We start from the raw sequence: 19,308 nt of genomic DNA on the forward strand, positions 1-19,308 counted from the left end.
ATGAGAATGCGGTCGAATGTGGGAGCGGGCTTGCCCGCGAAGAGGCCCTAAAGAACACCCTTAGAACATCGGTCGAGCCGAAGCAATCGCCACCACCACCAACCCCACGATCAAATTGATCCCCACCAACCGGCGGATCTGCCCCAGCACCGCAGCCCCCGCCGGCCAGTCCTCAGCCGCCACGGCCGTGCGCAATTCCGGGAATTTCAACGCCTGGATACGGATAAACAACGCCGTCATCACCAGATACAACCCCATCATCACCTGCACATAACGCGGCGCCGTCTCAAACCCGTTGAAGCGCAATTGCAGCAGGCCGATGCCGCTGATCGGCAAAATTGCCACCGCGATCCATACCCACACGAAAAAACGTTGAAACACATTCGCCCACAACCTGAGCCGGGCAGGGCCCTCAAGTGCCGCCACAGCGGCGGGGCGCAGGATCATCCAGGCGAAAAACATACCGCCCACCCATACCAGGGCGGCCAATACATGCAGGGTGTAAGCGAGGCTAAACGCGGTCATTGTGGTACTCCGTTCTGCGCGGGATTCATTAGCGGGGTATGATAGCCGCCGATCCGAACCACTGAAAATTTATCCAGCGTTTTTTGCGCCCGACTATCCATGATCAGCACTGAACTCAAAACCACGATCCAGGGCGCCTACTCGCGTTTTCTCGAAGCCAAGAGCTTGAAACCGCGCTATGGCCAACGCCTGATGATCGCCGAAGTGGCCAAGGTCCTCGGGGATATCGACACCGACGACGAAGGTCGCCGCGAGGGTGAGCCCGCGGTCGTGGCCGTCGAGGCCGGCACCGGTACCGGCAAAACCGTGGCCTACAGCCTGGCCGCGATCCCCACCGCCAAGGCCGCCGGCAAGCGCCTGGTGATCGCCACCGCCACCGTCGCCCTGCAAGAGCAGATCGTCTACAAAGACCTGCCCGACCTGATGCGCAACAGCGGCTTGAACTTCACCTTCGCTCTGGCCAAGGGCCGTGGCCGCTACATGTGCCTGTCCAAGCTCGACGTGCTGTTGCAGGAAGGCCACGCGCAAACCGCAACGGCGTCGCTGTTCGAAGAAGAAGGCTTCAAGATCGAGGTGGATGAAGTCAGCCAGAAGCTGTTTACCAGCATGATCGAGAAACTGGCCGGTAATAAATGGGACGGCGACCGCGACAGCTGGCCCACCGCCTTGGAGGATTCCGACTGGGCGCGCCTGACCACCGACCACAGCCAGTGCACCAACCGTCATTGCCCGAACTTCGGCCAGTGCGCCTTCTACAAGGCCCGCGAAGGTATGGGCAAGGTCGACGTGATCGTCACCAACCACGACATGGTCCTGGCCGACCTGGCCCTGGGCGGCGGCGCCGTGCTGCCGGACCCGCGTGACACCCTCTACGTTTTCGACGAAGGCCATCACCTTCCCGACAAGGCCATCGGCCACTTTGCCCACTACACGCGCCTGCGTTCCACTGCCGACTGGCTGGAAACCACCGCGAAGAACCTCACCAAGTTGCTGGCCCAGCACCCGCTGCCCGGCGACCTGGGCAAGCTGATCGAACAGGTGCCGGAGCTCGCGCGGGAGATCAAGACCCAGCAGCAATTCATGTTCAGCGCCTGCGAGCAGGTGGCGGATTTCAAACCCGGTGAAGACGTCGAGGGCCGCGAGCGGCCGCGTCATCGGTTCGTCGGCGGTTTGATTCCCGAGCACATGCGCGAAATGGGCATCGAGCTGAAGAAGGGCTTTTCACGCCTGACTGACCTGTTCACCCGCCTCACCGACCTGCTTAAGGAAGGCATGGATGGCGAGGTCAATATCGGTATCGCCAGCAACCAGGCCGAGGAATGGTACCCGCTGTTCGGCAGCCTGCTGTCGCGCTCCCAGGGCAATTGGGAGTTGTGGACCGCCTTCACCGTTGAAGACCCGGAAGACAACCCGCCCATGGCGCGTTGGCTGACCCTGTCGGAAAGCGGTGCGCTGTTCGACATCGAGGTCAACGCCAGTCCGATCCTGGCGGCGGAAATGCTGCGCCGCAACCTTTGGAACGTGGCCTACGGCTGCCTGGTTACCTCGGCCACACTGACCGCCCTGGGCACCTTCGACCGCTTCCGCATGCGTGCCGGGCTGCCGAAAAAGGCCGTCACTGCGGTGGTGCCGAGCCCGTTCCATCACGCCGACGCGGGTGTGTTGCGGGTGCCGGACCTCAAGGCTGACCCACGGGATGCGGCGGCTCACACCGCCGCAATCATCCGTGACCTGCCGGAACTGGTAGAAGGTTCACGCGGTACGCTGGTGCTGTTCTCGTCGCGCAAACAGATGCAGGACGTGTTCGACGGCCTCGACCGTGACTGGCGCAAACAAGTGTTTATCCAGGGCAACCTGTCCAAGCAGGAAACCCTGAACAAGCACAAGGCGCGGGTGGATGGCGGGGATTCCAGCGTGCTGTTCGGCCTGGCGAGCTTTGCCGAAGGGGTGGACTTGCCCGGCGCCTACTGTGAACACGTGGTGATCGCCAAGATCCCGTTCTCGGTGCCGGATGATCCGGTCGAGGCGGCGTTGGCCGAATGGATCGAAGCACGGGGCGGTAACCCGTTCATGGAGATCTCGGTGCCGGACGCTTCCTTGAAGCTGGTCCAGGCTTGCGGTCGCTTGCTGCGTACCGAAGAGGACCGAGGCACCATCACCTTGCTCGACCGCCGTTTGGTCACCCAACGCTATGGCAAGGCTATCCTTAATGCCTTGCCGCCGTTCAGGCGCGAAATTTCTTAAGCCACAGTGGGCGGATTCGCCCACTTCGTGGTCTATCTCACTGTATTTCATCAGGCCATTCATCGGCCGTCTGGGAGAACCTTGCTCGTATGATTCGCACGCTGCCCGCCCTTTTTGCCCTGCTGTTCGCCGCGCCCTTGATGGCCGCGCCTGCCGGGCAACAGACCTTGTTCAACTTCGTCCGGCCCGCTGATGTGGTCAAGGTGGCGACCCAGGACGCCAGCCTGCCGCAGTACAACGCCGAGCAGACCCCCGAAGGCGAAGTGTTGCGCCGCATCACGTTCAACCCGGCTGCTGAACCCAGCCTGGTGCTTAGCCCGCAGACGGGCGCCTGGGACTGGTCTCAGTCGGGGGCCATGAGCCTGCGCATCCAGAGTGCAATGGATTGGGCGCTGACGCTCTACGTCAAGGTGCAGAGCAGCGACGGCCGTACCCTGGTCAGTCGCATCGACCTGCCGGCGGGCCCGGCGCAAACCTTGTTGGTCCCGTTGCAGGCCAACTCGCCGTTGAGCCAGGGCATGAAGGCCGGCCCGCCGATGCCGATCACCCTAGACGGCCAGCGCGTCTTGCTGGCCAGCAGCGCGGGTGAAATCGACCGTAGCCAAGTGGTTTCGGTGACGTTGTCGATGATCAAGCCCAACGCCGCCCAAAGCATCCTACTGGAGCGCTTTGGCGTGCAGGACAGCGAGCCGGTGTTGAAGGCTGCCTACAGCGAATTGGTGGATGCCTATGGTCAATCCACCCGTGCGTGCTGGCCGGAAAAAGTCAGCAGCGACGAACAACTCAAGGCCGCCGCTGCCAAGGAGCAACAGCAGCTCCAGGGCTGGCTGGCCACGCGGGAAAAATCCTCGTTGGATAAGTACGGTGGCTGGAACAAAGGTCCGGCGTTCGACGCCAGCGGGTTTTTCCGCACCGAGAAACGCGATGGGCGCTGGTACCTGGTGACGCCGGAGGGGCATCCGTTCTATTCGCTGGGCGTCAATACCGTGGCCCCGGACAACAACCAGACCTACGTGTCCGGCCGTGAATGGATGTTCGCGGCGCTGCCCAAGGCCGGCGAACCGTTCGACAAGTATTACGGCAGCGGCGACAACCGCACCGGCAACGGCGCGGGTGAAGGCCGCAGCTTTGGCGCCGGGCGCTGGTACGATTTCTACGGCGCCAACCTGCAACGCACTTATGGCGGTGACGGGTTTGACCAGAAGCGCTGGACCACTCACACCCTCGACCGCCTGCAAGCCTGGGGTTTCAACACTGTGGGCAACTGGAGCGACGACGATCTCGCCCGTGCCGATCGCGTGCCCTACACCTTGCCGCTGTCGATCGTCGGCGACTACACCAGCATCAGCACCGGCACCGACTGGTGGGGCGGCATGCCCGATCCGTTCGACCCGCGCTTCGCCATGGCCACTGAGCGCGCCGTGGCCATCGCTGCCCGCGATCACCGTGATGATCCGTGGTTGATCGGTTTCTTTGCCGACAACGAGTTGGCCTGGGCCGGCCCAGGTGATGATCCTAAGTCCCGCTACGCCTTGGCCTACGGCACCTTGCGCATGACCACCGATGTCCCGGCCAAGCGCGCGTTCCTCAAGCAACTGCGCGACAAGTACCGTAACGAAGAAGGGCTGTCGAAAGCCTGGGGCATCGAATTGAAGGGCTGGGAGCTGATGGAAGACCCGGGCTTTGAACCGCCGGTGCCCAACCCCGAGCACCCGGAAATCGAAGCGGACTTCAAGTATTTCCAGAAGACCTTTGCCGATGCCTACTTCAAGACCATTTCCGACTCGCTGAAGTGGCATGCACCCAACCAACTGCTGTTGGGTGGTCGTTTTGCGGTGAGCACGCCGGAAGCCGTGGCGTCCTGTGCCCAGTATTGCGATGTGCTGAGCTTCAACATGTACACCCTCAAGCCGCAGGACGGTTATGACTTCGCCGCCCTGCGTGCGCTGGATAAGCCAGTGCTGATCACCGAATTCAACTTTGGCTCGGCTGACCGTGGGCCGTTCTGGGGGGGAGTGACCCAACTGGCCAAGGAAGAGGACCGTGGTGTGGCGTACGGCAACTTCCTCAAGCAGGCCATGGCCGAGCCGTCGATTGTCGGCGTGCATTGGTTCCAGTACCTGGATCAGCCGGCAACCGGGCGTTTGCTGGACGGTGAAAACGGCCATTTTGGCCTGGTGGGTATCACCGATGTGCCGTTCCAGGGCTTTGTCGACAGCGTGCGCAAAAGCAACCTGGCGGCGGTCGATCAACTGGGCAAGGAAGCAGAAAAGGCCAAGGCGGCGGGCGCCGTGCGTGAAAGCGAAGGCGGCAGGGCCGGGCACGAAGGCAAAGGCCCTGGGCAGGGCGCCGGGCATGCGGGCGGGCACTCAGGGAATGGTCATTGATTGAGGGCTGACGGGTTCACAAAACCCACCAGTACTGGAACAATGTCGGCCACTTTTTGCTGTGTTGTCCGAGGGTGTTCAGGTGCAGATCCAGGGTCATTACGAACTCCAGTTCGAAGCGGTACGTGAAGCCTTTGCCGCGTTGTTCGATGACCCGCAGGAGCGCGGTGCCGGGCTGTGTATCCAGATAGGCGGCGAAACCGTCGTCGACCTGTGGGCCGGCACCGCCGACAAGGACGGTGCCGAGGCTTGGCACAGTGACACCATCGTCAACCTGTTCTCCTGTACCAAGACCTTTACCGCCGTCACGGCCTTGCAGTTGGTGGCCGAAGGCAAGTTGCAACTGGACGTACCCGTTGCCAACTACTGGCCGGAATTTGCGGCGGCGGGGAAAGAGTCCATCACCCTGCGCCAGTTGCTCTGCCACCAGGCCGGGTTGCCGGCGATCCGCGAGATGCTGCCGACCGAGGCGCTGTACGACTGGCAACTGATGGTCGACACCCTGGCGGCCGAAGCCCCGTGGTGGACGCCCGGCCAAGGTCATGGCTACGAGGCGATCACCTACGGCTGGCTGGTGGGTGAATTGCTGCGTCGCGCCGATGGGCGTGGGCCGGGAGAATCCATCGTGGCGCGGGTTGCGCGGCCATTGGGGCTGGACTTCCATGTGGGCCTGGCAGATGAAGAGTTTTATCGCGTGGCACATATAGCGCGTAGCAAAGGCAACATGGGCGATGAAGCGGCACAGCGTTTACTGCAAGTAATGATGCGTGAACCTGCGGCCATGACGACGCGTGCTTTTGCTAATCCACCGTCTATTCTGACCAGCACTAACAAACCTGAATGGCGCCGTATGCAGCAGCCAGCGGCAAATGGTCACGGTAATGCACGCAGCCTGGCGGGCTTTTATAGCGGCTTATTGGACGGTAGTTTGCTCGAAGCCGACATGCTTGAACAATTGACCCGCGAACACAGTATCGGGCCGGATAAAACATTATTGACACAAACCCGTTTTGGCCTGGGTTGCATGTTGGACCAACCGCAGCTGCCCAATGCCACCTTCGGCCTTGGCCCGCGTGCATTCGGGCATCCCGGCGCAGGCGGCTCGGTAGGCTTTGCCGACCCAGAGCATGATGTAGCGTTTGGTTTCGTCACTAATACATTGGGCCCTTATGTACTTATGGACCCACGGGCACAGAAGTTGGTCGGAATATTGGCCGGTTGTCTGTAAACCCCTTGCTGTTTCACGTTTTTTTGTTACAAAGGCAACTATAAGAAGGCGCTGAACGAAATGATGTAACTTTAATGTTCTGTAAGCGTCTGTTTAACGGGTCATCCAGACCCCCGTTTCTTTTCTCATTTTGTGGATATCTCATGTTATCGAACAAGTCCTTGGCACTGGCGCTATGCCTCACTATTACCGGCTGCGCACAAACTCCACAAAATGATGCCGAGGGCGGGCATTGGTGGTCATTTGGATCTGATAAGGCCGCGACCAAGGACGCAGTGACCCAAACCGATGCCAAGCCGGAGGCTAAACCGGACGCCAAGCCCGCTGCCGGCGCCAAGCCTGCCGCCCCGGTAGCCGCCGCTGCCGCACCAGCCGCCAAGGCTGACACCGGCTCCAGCTGGTGGCCGTTCTCTTCCAAGACTGCCGACGAAAAGGCCGCCGATGCCAAGGCCGACCTGAAAGCCGACCTCAAGGCCGCCGAGCCCGCACCTGCCACCACTCCAGCCGTCGCCAAGAACGACACCGAAACCAAATGGTGGTGGCCGTTCGAAAGCAAACCCAAGCCACTGGCCAAGGTCGACGTGACCAACGTGCCGATGCCTGACCCGAAAATCACTCAGGCCTGGCTGGATGACTATGAGCCACGCCTGCGCGCCGCCATCAAGGACAGCAACCTGCAACTGGAACGTCGTGACAACGTGCTCGTCGTGATCGCGCCGGTAGACGGTTCCTACAACCCGAAACGCCCAGCCATGTTGCTGCCGGTCACCCTGGGTCCATTCACTCGCGTCGCCAAGGCCGTTGAAGCCGATCCGAAGACCGCCGTACTGGTACTGGGCCACGTCGACGCAACGGGCACCGCCCCAGCCAGCCAGGCGCTGACCAAGGAACGTGCACAATCCATCGCGTCGATCTTCAGCCTCAGCGGCCTGAAGCAGGACCGTCTGATGCTGCGTGGCATGGGCGACCTGATGCCACGTGCCGCCAACGACAGCAACCAGGGCCGTGCCCTGAACCGTCGTATGGAAATCATGTTCACTCAGCGCACCACCATGCTGGCGCTGTTGAGCAAATATCAGTCGGGCAAAACCCCGCCTGTCGCCGAGATGGTTGCAGTGCAGGACGTTCCGGCACCGGCCCCAGCGGCCAAAGCCGCCGCTAAAAAGGCGCCCGCCGCCAAGAAAGCCGCCGCCAAGCCAGCCGCCAAAAAAGCCCCGGCCAAGCCTGCTGCCAAAAAGCCAGCGCCGGCCAAAGCCAAGGCTGCAGCACCGGCCAACGACCAGGCGAAAAACTGATTCGCTGAACCAGAAGGATAAAGCCGCATGACCCAGGCACTGGCCGATATGCGCCGTGACTACACACGGGATGGTTTGAGCGAGGCCCAGGCCCCGAGCGAGCCGTTTGCCTTGTTCCATCAGTGGTTTGCTGACGCGGTGAAAACCGAGCAGCCACCGGTGGAAGCCAATGCCATGACCTTGGCCACCGTCGACCAGGAGGGTCGTCCGCACTGCCGCATCCTGTTGCTCAAGGGGTTGGATGCGCAGGGCTTTACCTTCTTCACCAACTATCAGAGTGCCAAGGGCCAGCAGCTCGCGGCGCGGCCCTTTGCGGCCATGACCTTCTTCTGGCCGACCTTGGAGCGCCAAGTGCGTATCGAAGGGCGGGTGGTGAAGGTCACGGCTGAAGAGTCGGACGCTTATTATCAGGTCCGCCCGCTGGGCAGCCGCCTGGGCGCCTGGGCGTCTCCGCAGAGCCGGGTCATCCGCGACCGCGAAGAGCTGCAGGACCTGCTCAAGGCCACCGAACAGCGTTTCAGCGACACCCAGCCCGACTGCCCCGAGCATTGGGGTGGCTATCGCTTGCTGCCGGAGCGCATCGAGTTCTGGCAAGGTCGTGCCAGCCGCTTGCACGACCGCCTGAACTATCGCCTGCAAGGGGCCGATTGGGTGCGCGAGCGCTTGGCACCCTGAGCTGCACCTTTCGTCACTTCACCTGAATGTTGCCCGTCACCCTGAAGTCTCTATACCAGAGGCTTCGGGCGTGTACTGCTGCGCGGCATTCTTCAGCCAATGCGGTAGGTCGGACCGTTTGATTTTCAAATTGCGGGCGTTTTCCAGCTGCCTGAGCATGAAGGCGCGCTTGTGCGCATCATTGCCCGCCAGGGAAAGCGCCAGATCGCGATCTACCCAGCGCCTGATGCGCAGGTACAGCCAGCCATGGAAATACAGGCCGGCAAGGGTTGTGACTACAATGATGAAGTAATCCATGAAGATCCTGGTTGGACGTTAAGTGCTACCGTTCGTCGATTTTTCTGGTGCGGGCAGTCTGTACTGAGGCTGAATGAAAGCAATTTTCTGCGGTGCTTGCCGTGACAGGCGTCAAGCTGCAGCGTTTAATGACCACCTGTCCTTTGGAGTTAATGCTATGCGTAAGTCCGTTTTACTGGTTGCCTGCTTTACCACCCTGTCGTTGCTGCTGGGTGGCTGCGCCTCGAGTCTGACCGGCGACTCGTACTCCCGTGACGAAGCGCGTCGTGTACAGACCGTGCGCATGGGGACCATCGAATCCCTGCGTCCGGTGAAAATCGAAGGCACCAAGACCCCAATTGGTGGCGCTGCTGGCGCAGTCATTGGCGGCGTTGGCGGCAGTGCCATCGGCGGCGGCCGTGGCAGCATCGTGACCGCCGTGATCGGTGCTGTAGCTGGCGGCCTGTTGGGTTCGGCCACCGAAGAAGGCCTGACCCGCACCCAGGGTGTGGAAATCACCGTTCGCGAAGACGACGGCAGCATGCGCGCCTACGTGCAGGCCGTGCAGGAGAATGAAATCTTCCGCATTGGTGACCGCGTGCGCATCATGACCGTTGATGGTACCAGTCGCGTTACTCGCTAAGCGCGGGTTGTAGAAACACAAAACCCCAACCGGGTGACTGGTTGGGGTTTTTCGTTTTATGGGCGGCGGCCAAGTTAAAAGCAAAAAACGCAGGCAATAAAAAACCGCCTTAGTAGGGCGGTTTTTTATTGCATACCCAGCTATCCGCTGGGGATGCGCCTCAAAGATGCATTGACCTGCAGCCGGATGTTACCCCCTGGTCATACGTTCATGCAAGGTTGGGAGATAGTCCACGAGGGCGACTCCTGCAGCTTTTCTGTTTTTGATTTCACTGCAAAAAATTGCAATAGATCTCGCAAGCAATACTGGATATTTGATCACTGTTCGTCACACCTTCATTCGGGATATTCGTTAGGCTCTTCCCTGTTCTACGTTTGTTGCTTTTAGGTGTGCCGGGTACGCGCGCGAATTTTTGGACTGACCGCCACGGGCTAGTAATCCGTGCCGGATTCACGCGGAAGGCCCATCAACCCGGCCGCCTCAAAGATGCATTGACCTGCATCCAAAGACCACGTGTTCCGGTAAGTGTGCTGGAGGTAGGCCCAATGTAATGGGGCCGAGTATGTCGAAGTTTGCACGACCTATGTGGAACCTCGTAGTGAACTGCCTGCGTGCTTATCACGTATGGAAGTTCCTGCGAGACAGCTTCGATGACCTGCAAGGTCTGAGGAGTGGAGCCGCCTCGGTCAATCCGAGGCGGCTTTTTGGTTTTCGGTCTGTCAGTTCAACCCTGAAGCGTGGCCTTCTTACGACTCGCCATCGCCGTCACCGCATAACCGATGAGCGCCGCCAGAATCGATCCCGTCAAAATCCCCATCCGGTCCTCACCTGCAAACTCACTGGCACCCGGCACAAATGCCAGCGAACCGACAAACAGGCTCATGGTAAAGCCGATGCCACACAGGATCGCGACACCAAACACCTGGCCCCAGTTCGCGCCGCTGGGCAGGGCGGCAAGGCCGGTCTTGATCGCCAACCAGGTGAGGCCAAACACACCCACGGTCTTGCCGATCAGCAGGCCAGCGGCGATGCCCATGGGCACGTGATGGGTGAAGCTTTCCAGGCTGACGCCAGTCAAGGATACGCCGGCGTTGGCGAAGGCAAACAGCGGCAAGATGCCGTAGGCCACCCACGGGTGCAGGGCATGTTCCAGTGTGAGCAGTGGCGAGGGTTCGGCGTTTTTGGTGCGCATCGGGATGCAGAAGGCCAACGTCACACCGGCCAGCGTCGCGTGAACACCACTCTTGAGTACGCACACCCACAGGATCAGTCCAATGATCAGGTACGGCCCGAGCTTGATTACGCCCAGGCGGTTCATGGCAATCAAGGCAATCAAGCAGGCACCCGCGCCCGCCAGGGCAGCGCCGGACAGGTCGGCGGAGTAGAACACCGCGATGACGATGATCGCGCCCAGGTCGTCAATGATTGCCAGGGTCATCAGGAACAGTTTCAACGACACCGGCACACGCTTGCCCAGCAAGGCCAGCACGCCCAATGCGAAGGCGATGTCGGTGGCCATGGGGATCGCCCAGCCGGAGAGTGCGGCGGGGTAATCCTTGTTGATCGCCCAATAGATCAGCGCCGGCACGACCATGCCGCCGATAGCCGCCGCGCCTGGCAGCACCACTTGCGAGGGCTTGGACAGGTGGCCGTCGAGCAATTCACGCTTGACCTCCAGGCCGATCAGCAGGAAGAACAGGGCCATCAGGCCATCGTTGATCCACAGCAAGGCTGGCTTGGCGATTTTCAACGCGCCGATCTGCGCCACCACCGGTACGTCGAGAAACGCAGCGTACAAGTGCGACAAAGGTGAATTGTTGATGATCAACGCCAGGGCGGCAGCCGCGATCAACAACAGACCGCTGGCGGCTTCCAGCTGGAAGAAACGGGTAAAAGTGCTACGCAGAGGCAAGGGATGCTCTCCAATCCAGATTCAATAGGTGGGTACCCTAACCCGTACGGTTAGTTGTTAAAACAAAAGTTATATTCTTATTTGTTATAAGCAGCTGTTTGGCATGACGTTGCGCCTTAGCCTAGCAATTGTATGTCCGATTGAGTCGGTACTGTATCTGTGTGAGGCGTAGGAAACCCCCTAAAATCAGGGCTTACACCTTTAGAGAAACTCTCCATGAGCGATCAACGACCCTGGGCACGCGAAGCCATTCGTATCATTGAAGCAGACTTCCAGCGCAGCGCCGACACGCACCTGATTCCCTTGCCCCTACCGGGGTTGCCGGGTATCGAGTTGTACTTCAAGGACGAGTCCAGCCACCCCACCGGTAGCCTGAAACATCGGTTGGCGCGTTCGCTGTTTTTGTACGCGTTGTGCAATGGCTGGCTCAAGCCGGGCGCGCCGGTGATCGAGGCCTCCAGTGGTTCGACAGCGATTTCCGAAGCCTACTTCGCGCGCTTGCTCGGTTTGCCGTTTATCGCGGTGATGCCGGCCACCACCTCCCAGGAAAAGATCGCGCAGATTGCCTTCTACGGCGGCAAGAGCCATCTGGTACAAGATCCCACGCAGATCTACGCCGAATCCGAACGTCTGGCGCGGGAAAGTGGCGGTCACTTCATGGACCAGTTCACCTATGCCGAGCGCGCCACCGACTGGCGGGCAAACAACAACATCGCTGAGTCGATCTTCCAGCAGATGCGCTTCGAGCAGCATCCGGAACCGAGCTGGTTGATCTCCAGCCCCGGCACTGGCGGCACGACCGCGACTCTAGGTCGTTATGTGCGCTATCGCCAGCACTGCACCCGCGTGTTGTGTGCCGATGCCGAGCGTTCAGTGTTCTTTGATTTCTATCAGAGCGGCGACGCCAGCTTGCGCCTGGACTGCGGTTCACGCATCGAAGGCATTGGTCGGCCACGGGTTGAGGCATCGTTTCTGCCCAAGGTGATCGATGCGATGGTCAAGGTGCCGGATGCGCTGTCGCTGGCGGCCATGCACTACCTGGCCGAGCGCTTGGGCCGGCGAGTCGGTGGTTCCAGTGGGACCAACCTGGTTGGCGCTTTGGTGGCAGCGCAGCAGATGAAAGCGGCGGGGGAATCGGGTTCGATCGTGGCGATCTTGTGTGATGGCGGTGAACGCTATGCCACGACTTACTATGATCAGGCCTGGCTGGCAGGGCAAGGGTATGCGCTGGAGGACTTGATTGCGGCCGTTGCGGCCAGTGTCGAGCGGGGCGAGCCGTTGCCGGACAGCATCCTGCGCGCGAATATCTGACACCCGGCAAAAACCAGTGGGGGAGCTGGCTTGCCTGCGATAGCGTCCTCAAGATCGCCATCGCCGGCAAGCCGGGCTCCTACAAGGGAAGGTGTCAGGCCTCGATGCCCAACATATCCCGTGCCAACGCCTCGGCAATCCGAATCCCATCCACGCCTGCCGACAGAATCCCTCCGGCATAACCGGCACCTTCACCGGCCGGGAACAGGCCTTTCACGTTCAGGCTCTGCATCGATTCGTTACGGGTAATTCGTAGCGGCGACGAGGTGCGCGTTTCAATACCGGTCAACACGGCGTCGTGCAGCGAGTAGCCCTTGATCTGCTTCTCGAATGCCGGCAAGGCTTCACGGATTGCTTCGATGGCGAAGTCGGGCAAAGCCAGCGCCAAGTCACCCAGGGATACGCCAGGCTTATAAGACGGTTCCACACTGCCGATCGCCGTGGACGGCTTGCCGGCGATGAAGTCACCCACCAGTTGCGCCGGCGCCTCGTAGTTGCTGCCGCCGAGGACATAGGCGTGGGATTCCAGGCGTTCCTGCAGCTCGATACCCGCCAACGGACCACCCGGGTAATCCACCTCAGGCGTGATACCGACCACGATGCCGGAGTTGGCATTGCGCTCGTTACGCGAGTACTGGCTCATGCCGTTGGTGACGACACGGCCCGGCTCGGAAGTCGCCGCGACCACGGTGCCGCCTGGGCACATGCAGAAGCTGTAGACCGAGCGGCCGTTCTTGGCGTGGTGCACCAGCTTGTAGTCGGCGGCGCCAAGTTTTGGGTGGCCGGCGTATTTGCCCAGTCGCGCCGCATCGATCAAGGATTGTGGGTGCTCGATACGGAAACCCACCGAAAACGGCTTGGCTTCCATGTACACACCACGGCCGTGGAGCATACGGAAGGTGTCGCGGGCGCTGTGGCCCAGGGCCAGGATCACATGCTTGGACAGGATCTGCTCGCCGCCATCGACGACAACGCCGTTCAACTGGCCGTCTTCGATCAGCACGTCGGTTACGCGCTGCTCGAAGCGAACTTCACCGCCGAGGGCGATGATTTGCTCGCGCATGTTCTCTACCACGCCGGTCAGGCGGAACGTACCGATGTGCGGCTTGCTGACGTAGAGGATTTCTTCCGGCGCACCGGCCTTGACGAATTCGTGCAGGACTTTGCGACCGTGGAATTTCGGGTCCTTGATCTGGCTGTACAGCTTGCCGTCGGAAAAGGTCCCGGCGCCCCCTTCACCGAACTGCACGTTGGACTCGGGGTTGAGCACGCTTTTGCGCCACAGGCCCCAGGTGTCCTTGGTACGCTGGCGCACTTCCTTGCCGCGTTCGAGAATGATCGGCTTGAAGCCCATCTGCGCCAACAACAAGCCGGCGAAGATTCCGCACGGGCCGAAACCCACTACGATTGGACGCTGCGTCAGGCCTTCCGGCGCCTGGCCCACGACTTTGTAGCTGACATCCGGCGCCGGGTTGACGTTGCGGTCATCGGCAAACTTGAGCAGCAGGGCGGCTTCACCCTTCACGTTCAAGTCGATGGTGTAGATGAAGCACAGCTCCGAGGATTTCTTGCGGGCGTCGTAGCTACGCTTGAACAGGGTGAAATCGAGCAAGTCATCACTGGCGATGCCCAAGCGCTGCACGATGGCGGGCCGCAGGTCTTCTTCGGGATGGTCGATGGGCAGCTTGAGTTCGGTGATTCGTAACATGACAGGATCCGGTAGGCGGCGGGCTCGGAGGCCGGCTGTTTTGCAAACCGGCGATTATAAGCCCCAATGGTGGTTTCCCGTCATGTTAAAACAGCACGGCGTGGCGTCAGTCGTCGCGCGAGCCGCCGAACGACGCACAACCGCGCTGCACCTGGCCGTTGACGCGCAGCTCGGCCGTCATGTGTTGCAGGCTGCCGCTGACCGGGTCAACGCAACGCTGCGGGGCGACCCACAATTCCACGTGTTGATTATTGGCCTCGGTCATCAAGTTGAAGCGGCCATCGCCGATTTGCTCTTCCACATAGGGTACCGCCAATGGCGGCTGGCCTTCGCGTTCCAGCACCAGGCCCTTGGCGGTGACGTTCATCACCCAGGTCGGTTTGTGGCCGTTGGCGCGCAGGATCATGCGTTTGAAGTCCGGGTCGTTGCAGGCCGAAGTCGAGCGCTCGACGCGGTAAAGTTGTTGCAGGTCGACGCTGCCCTGGGTGCCGCTGGCAACCCCGGAGAACTGGCCACGCAGGTCGGCAAACAAGGCGCCTTGCTCGCCGGCCAGCGAAGCCGCTTCCTGCAGGATGCTGGTGCCGCCGGTGTCGTTGACTACATAGTTGCGTTTGTCGCCACACGGTTGGAACAGCAGTTTGCCGCCGACCGCCGTGAGTTCGCCCTGCATGCGGGTCAGCCCGGCAGTAGAAGGTTTGGCCGGATCGTTATCGAACATCTGGCAGGCGCCAAACAGGGGAAACAAGGCAAGTAGAGCAAGGGTATGGGCGGCACGCATCATCGAGTCTCCAGACAAGTGCCGCCACGTTACGCAGGCCTGCGCCGCACCACAACCCCGCCCGCGAGGTTCAGGCAATTCTGACAGGCAGCCTGATCACCCCACGATAAAGGTCTGACCGGTTTGCAGGCCCTCCACGCTTTTTGCGTAGGCCAACGCCACGTCGGCGCCTGGCGCCGGTTTGTAGCCACGGAAGTACGGCGCGTAGCTGTCCATGGCTTCCAACAGGACCGTCGGGCTCACCGAGTTGATACGCAGGCCACGTGGCAACTCGATTGCCGCCGCTTTGACGAAGGCATCCAGCGCGCCATTGACCAGTGCCGCCGAGGCGCCGGTGCGGATCGGGTCGCGGTTCAGAATGCCACTGGTGAAGGTGAACGAGGCGCCATCGTTGGCGTATTCGCGGCCGACCAGCAGCAGGTTGACCTGGCCCATCAGCTTGTCACGCAGGCCCAGTTCGAAGTCGCTTTCGCTCATGTCGCCCAACGGTACGAAGTTCACGCTACCTGCTGCGCAGACCAGGGCATCGAACTTGCCTGTCTGCTCGAACAGTGTGCGGATCGACGCGCTGTCGCTGATATCCACCTGGAAGTCACCGCTGTTGCGGCCGATGCTGATCACGTCGTGACGCTGAGCCAGTTCTGCCTTGACCGCCGAGCCGACTGTGCCGCTGGCGCCAATCAATAGGATTTTCATGGTGCTGTTCCTCCAAGGGGGTAAGTGAGGGTTCAGTCTAGAGTGGCTTTTCCTGCGGATAAACGCGCTAATAGGCAACCTTTGGTTTTCAAATGGAAACAATCCATGAGTGAGATGGATGACCTGGCGGCGTTTGCCGTGCTGATCGAGGCCGGCAGTTTCACCGTGGCTGCTGAGCAACTGGGCTGCAGCAAAGGGCAGTTGTCCAAGCGGATCAGCCAGTTGGAAGCGCGGTTTTCCGTGGTGTTGCTGCACCGCACCACGCGCAAACTCAGCCTGACTGCCGCGGGTGCGGCGTTGCTGCCCCAGGCCCAGGCATTGGTGGTGCAGGTGGATCGCGCCCGACAAGCATTGGCGCGGCTCAAGGACGACCTGGCCGGGCCGGTGCGCATGACGGTGCCGGTGTCGTTGGGCGAGACCTTCTTCGACGGGTTGTTGCTGGAGTTTTCCAAGCAGTACCCGCAGGTGCAGATCGAGTTGGAGCTCAACAACAGTTATCGCGATCTGGCGCGGGATGGTTTTGATTTGGGGGTACGCTCAGGCGCGATTGAAAACGAGCGCCTGGTGGCCAAGCCGCTGCTGGCCTGGCATGAGATGACATGCGCCAGCCCGGCGTACCTTGAACAACATGGCGAGCCACAGACCCCGGCCGACCTGGCCACGCACACTTGCCTGCTCAACAGCCATTACAGCGGGCGTGAAGAGTGGCTGTACCACCAGCAGCACGAGTTGCTGCGGGTGAGGGTCAGCGGCACGTTTGCCTCAAACCACTACAACCTGTTGAAAAAGGCCGCGCTGGTGGGCGCCGGTATCGCGCGGCTGCCGTCCTATGTGCTTCCTGCAGAATTGGCTGACGGCCGCTTGCGCTGGCTCCTGCGCGATTATCAGACACGGAGCATGCCGATGTACCTGGTGCATCCCTATCAGGGTGGTTTGCCGCGCCGCACCCAGGTGTTGGCCGATTACCTGGTGGATTGGTTCAAGCGCAGCGGCGAGGCGCTGGATCGGCTTTAAGCGCAGCGACGGGCGATCAGGTGATCGATGGACAGACGTCCCGGCCCTTTGGCCACGAGCAGCAATAGCAACGCGATCCAGGTGCCGTGAGTCGGGTAGGCGTCCGGGTAGACGAACAACTGGATCACCAGGGTCATACCGATCAGGGCCAAGGCTGAGAAGCGTGTAGCGAAGCCCACCAGAATCAACACCGGGAAAAAATGCTCGGCAAATGCCGCCATGTGCGCCGCGATTTCCGGTGACAGCAACGGCACGTGGTATTCGCTGCGAAACAACGGCAATGTCGAGGCCGCCAATTTGGGTTCGCCGAATTGGAAGGTGCCGCTGATCAAATCAATCGCGAAGCCTTCGACTTTGGTTTGCCCGGATTTCCAGAACACCGCGGCGATGGAAAAGCGCGCGAGAAAAGCGATCAGGCTGTAAGGGATCTGTTCGAAAAGCGCGATGACCCGGTTGATCAGGCACGACGGACGAGTATTCATGGCGACACCTTTTGTTCTGGATGCAAATGAGTGATGGCGCTGTGGTTGATCAGCAGCGTCAGGCATTGGTGCAGGTCAAACTCGGCGGACGTTTCAAGCGCCTGCTCCACGGCTTTTTCCAAAGGCGTGCCCTGGGCCAGGCCGTCGATAAACGTGACTGAGCCGTGGTCGATCGCTAAGACCTGAACCTCCAGGCCCCGACGCATGACCAGCGCACCCTGGGCGTGCCAGGGATTCAGAGTGGCCAAGCCGCCCTCGGCCTGGTGCGCGGCCCAGATGGATACCACCGCATAGGCTGAAGTCAAAGTGGCGAGGGAGGGATGCAGTTGCAGGCGCAATGTCCCCAGGTCTGTCTGGCCTTGCAGCGTTTGGAGAACCGTCTGCTGGTCCAGCGGCGAGGTATCCGCTGCGTGATAGGCCCGTACGCGCAAGCGTTCCAGGCGCGCGACATCGGCCAGGTAGGGCACGCTGGCGGCAGGCTCGAAATCCTGGATAAACGCCGCGAACGCACTGCCGTACTCGCTGATCAACGGGTTGGTGGGGGGGCAAACCTGTACAAAAAGGCCGGCCATCGCTCGGAAGAACGCTTCGCCCACCAGTTGCAATGTCACCGGATAAGCCGTTGCCAGCGCGTTGATCAACGAGCTGTGCACATTGTTGCGATACACCACGAAGCGGCTGGCGGGGTCGGCACCATTGCTGCTGAACAGGCCATCGGGACAGGCCAGGTCCGGCGCCAATAATGCCTCGGCGAAATCGTCATGCAGGCTCATGGGTTCACCTGCGACAGATGCCAGTCAGCCTGTTGAGCCTCGGCCAGCAGTACGCCAAACGCCGGCACCTGGTTGTCCCGCTCGATCAGGGTTGCTACCGAGCCGACCTGCGCCAGTACTTTTTCGTACAACTGCCACACGGCGTTATCGATAGGTGCGCCGTGATCATCGATCAGCAAGCGATCACCGAGGCTGTCAGTGTCTTCGGCAAAACCGGCCAGATGAATCTCGCCCACCGCGTGCAATGGCAACGCGTCGATGTAGGCAAGTGGATCGCGTTGGTGGTTGATGCACGACACGTAAACGTTGTTTACATCCAGCAGCAAACCACAGCCAGTGCGGCGAATGATTTCGCTGATGAAGTCAGTCTCGTCCTGGGTTGAGCGCTGGAATTGCAGATAAGTCGACGGATTTTCCAGCAGCATGGGGCGCTTGAGGGTGCTCTGCACCTGGTCAACGTGTTCGCATACCCGTTGCAGGGTCGCGCTGTCGTAGGCCAGGGGCAGCAGGTCATTGAGGAACACCGGGCCGTGGCTTGACCAGGCCAGGTGTTCGGAAAAAGAGTGGGGTTGATAGCGGTCGATCAGCGCGGCCAGTCGTGCCAGGTGCGCACGGTCCAGCGGGCCATCGCCGCCGATGGACAGGCCCACGCCGTGCAAGGACAGCGGGTACTGCTCTCGGATCAACCCCAGGTAATGATGAAACGGGCCGCCGGCCACCATGTAGTTTTCGGCGTGCACTTCAAAAAAACCGATGTCGGGCGAGGTCTCCAGCACGTCCATGAAATGCTCATGCTTGAGCCCCAGCCCGGCCCGACGGGGGAGGCCGGGCGCCTGAGCCTGGGAGACGGCTCGCAGGGATGAAAGGGTCATCATCAGTACTCAGGTTTTGCGAGGTTTCAGGACTTGGCGGTGAAGGCTGCTTCCTGGCCGAAACCGGTCGGCGAGGTGGAGCTTGGGGTTTTGAGGCAGGTGCCGGCCGGGACCAGTTTCCAGGCGTTGGCTTGATCCTTGGTTTTTGAGGTGCCGGCGCAGGAAGTGCCTGCACCCGCGGCGCAATCGTTCTTGCCGGCCTCAGCGACGCCGAAACATTTCTGCATGTCGTCGGCAGCGTGGGCGGTGGTGGCCAAGGTGGACAGGCTCAGGGCGGAACCGAGGGCCAGGACGAGGGTGGCGGCGGACAGTTTGGTAGTCATGGTGTATCTCCAGCAGTGGGTTGAGTTGGCGGGCTTGAATGCCTGCTTGTACCACTAGAGAGGGCGGGGGGGAATTTGTTACACGTCAGCCGGAAAGTGAGTGAAATTATAAATACCCTGTAGGAGCCGGCTTGCCGGCGATGGCGTTTTCAAGGACGCAATCGCC

Annotated in this window: 18 protein-coding genes; 8 read left to right on the forward strand and 10 right to left on the reverse strand. The window is 60.9% G+C overall.

Going from position 1 to position 19,308, the window contains the following annotated elements:
- Positions 1-60 precede the first annotated feature (60 nt).
- Entirely contained in the window at positions 61-525 is a 465-nt protein-coding gene (locus EJ576_RS07455) for a CopD family protein (RefSeq protein ID WP_122724709.1), read from the reverse strand.
- 99 nt (positions 526-624) lie between these two features.
- Between EJ576_RS07455 and dinG the strand changes: the two genes are divergently transcribed.
- The 5 genes from dinG (at position 625) to pdxH (ending at position 8,354) form a co-directional block, all read left to right on the forward strand.
- Positions 625-2,769, forward strand: a complete 2,145-nt coding sequence (dinG, locus tag EJ576_RS07460) for an ATP-dependent DNA helicase DinG (protein WP_016975052.1) — start codon at positions 625-627, stop codon at positions 2,767-2,769.
- An 89-nt stretch (positions 2,770-2,858) separates the two neighbouring features.
- On the forward strand, positions 2,859-5,156 hold the full coding sequence (locus EJ576_RS07465; protein ID WP_126569969.1) for a beta-galactosidase: 2,298 nt from the start codon (positions 2,859-2,861) through the stop codon (positions 5,154-5,156).
- 82 nt (positions 5,157-5,238) lie between these two features.
- Positions 5,239-6,384: an EstA family serine hydrolase gene (locus tag EJ576_RS07470; protein WP_028619243.1), complete on the forward strand. Its 1,146-nt coding sequence runs from the start codon at positions 5,239-5,241 to the stop codon at positions 6,382-6,384.
- Between the two features lie 143 nt (positions 6,385-6,527).
- On the forward strand, positions 6,528-7,679 hold the full coding sequence (locus EJ576_RS07475; RefSeq protein WP_123476495.1) for an OmpA family protein: 1,152 nt from the start codon (positions 6,528-6,530) through the stop codon (positions 7,677-7,679).
- A 27-nt stretch (positions 7,680-7,706) separates the two neighbouring features.
- Positions 7,707-8,354 carry a pyridoxamine 5'-phosphate oxidase gene (pdxH, locus tag EJ576_RS07480; RefSeq protein ID WP_122724716.1) on the forward strand — a complete coding sequence of 216 codons (648 nt, stop codon included), beginning with the start codon at positions 7,707-7,709 and terminating at the stop codon, positions 8,352-8,354.
- Positions 8,355-8,390: 36 nt separating this feature from the next.
- Here the strand turns inward: pdxH and EJ576_RS07485 are convergent, their stop codons facing one another.
- Complete coding sequence (locus EJ576_RS07485; protein ID WP_122724718.1) at positions 8,391-8,651, reverse strand: hypothetical protein; 261 nt, start codon at positions 8,649-8,651, stop codon at positions 8,391-8,393.
- A 157-nt stretch (positions 8,652-8,808) separates the two neighbouring features.
- Between EJ576_RS07485 and EJ576_RS07490 the strand changes: the two genes are divergently transcribed.
- Entirely contained in the window at positions 8,809-9,273 is a 465-nt protein-coding gene (locus tag EJ576_RS07490; protein WP_003189251.1) for a glycine zipper 2TM domain-containing protein, read from the forward strand.
- A gap of 724 nt (positions 9,274-9,997) precedes the next feature.
- Here the strand turns inward: EJ576_RS07490 and nhaA are convergent.
- Positions 9,998-11,185, reverse strand: coding sequence for a Na+/H+ antiporter NhaA (nhaA, locus tag EJ576_RS07495; RefSeq protein ID WP_122724720.1), 1,188 nt, complete (start codon positions 11,183-11,185; stop codon positions 9,998-10,000).
- A gap of 216 nt (positions 11,186-11,401) precedes the next feature.
- Between nhaA and EJ576_RS07500 the strand changes: the two genes are divergently transcribed.
- Positions 11,402-12,496: a PLP-dependent cysteine synthase family protein gene (locus EJ576_RS07500; RefSeq protein ID WP_126569970.1), complete on the forward strand. Its 1,095-nt coding sequence runs from the start codon at positions 11,402-11,404 to the stop codon at positions 12,494-12,496.
- Between the two features lie 94 nt (positions 12,497-12,590).
- Here EJ576_RS07500 and EJ576_RS07505 read toward each other — a convergent pair whose 3' ends face one another.
- The 3 genes from EJ576_RS07505 to EJ576_RS07515 form a co-directional block, all read right to left on the reverse strand.
- Positions 12,591-14,204: an NAD(P)/FAD-dependent oxidoreductase gene (locus EJ576_RS07505; RefSeq protein WP_028619249.1), complete on the reverse strand. Its 1,614-nt coding sequence runs from the start codon at positions 14,202-14,204 to the stop codon at positions 12,591-12,593.
- Positions 14,205-14,310: 106 nt separating this feature from the next.
- Positions 14,311-14,982, reverse strand: coding sequence for a COG3650 family protein (locus tag EJ576_RS07510; RefSeq protein ID WP_126569971.1), 672 nt, complete (start codon positions 14,980-14,982; stop codon positions 14,311-14,313).
- Between the two features lie 96 nt (positions 14,983-15,078).
- Positions 15,079-15,678, reverse strand: coding sequence for a short chain dehydrogenase (locus tag EJ576_RS07515; RefSeq protein ID WP_122724726.1), 600 nt, complete (start codon positions 15,676-15,678; stop codon positions 15,079-15,081).
- A gap of 105 nt (positions 15,679-15,783) precedes the next feature.
- Here EJ576_RS07515 and EJ576_RS07520 point away from each other — a divergent pair, with 105 nt between their 5' ends.
- Positions 15,784-16,692 (forward strand): LysR family transcriptional regulator, encoded by a 909-nt coding sequence (locus EJ576_RS07520; RefSeq protein ID WP_028619252.1) that lies wholly within the window; start codon positions 15,784-15,786, stop codon positions 16,690-16,692.
- On the opposite strand, the gene EJ576_RS07525 is transcribed toward EJ576_RS07520, so the two are convergent.
- From EJ576_RS07525 to EJ576_RS07540, 4 genes are read right to left on the reverse strand one after another with little or no spacing between them, the layout of a single operon-like run.
- Complete coding sequence (locus EJ576_RS07525; protein WP_028619253.1) at positions 16,689-17,174, reverse strand: DoxX family protein; 486 nt, start codon at positions 17,172-17,174, stop codon at positions 16,689-16,691. The two genes, EJ576_RS07520 and EJ576_RS07525, sit on opposite strands and share 4 nt — an antisense overlap.
- Positions 17,171-17,947: a DUF2063 domain-containing protein gene (locus EJ576_RS07530; RefSeq protein WP_122724728.1), complete on the reverse strand. Its 777-nt coding sequence runs from the start codon at positions 17,945-17,947 to the stop codon at positions 17,171-17,173. Before EJ576_RS07530 ends, EJ576_RS07525 begins: the two co-directional genes overlap by 4 nt.
- The gene (locus EJ576_RS07535; RefSeq protein ID WP_126569972.1) at positions 17,944-18,822 is read right to left on the reverse strand and encodes a DUF692 domain-containing protein; all 879 of its coding nucleotides are present in this window, start codon (positions 18,820-18,822) and stop codon (positions 17,944-17,946) included. The genes EJ576_RS07530 and EJ576_RS07535 overlap by 4 nt, the downstream gene beginning before the upstream one ends.
- A gap of 23 nt (positions 18,823-18,845) precedes the next feature.
- On the reverse strand, positions 18,846-19,142 hold the full coding sequence (locus EJ576_RS07540) for a DUF2282 domain-containing protein (RefSeq protein WP_010212367.1): 297 nt from the start codon (positions 19,140-19,142) through the stop codon (positions 18,846-18,848).
- Positions 19,143-19,308 lie beyond the last annotated feature (166 nt).

It is taken from the genome of Pseudomonas sp. C 49-2 (genome assembly GCF_003970195.1).
GTDB lineage: Bacteria > Pseudomonadota > Gammaproteobacteria > Pseudomonadales > Pseudomonadaceae > Aquipseudomonas > Aquipseudomonas canadensis.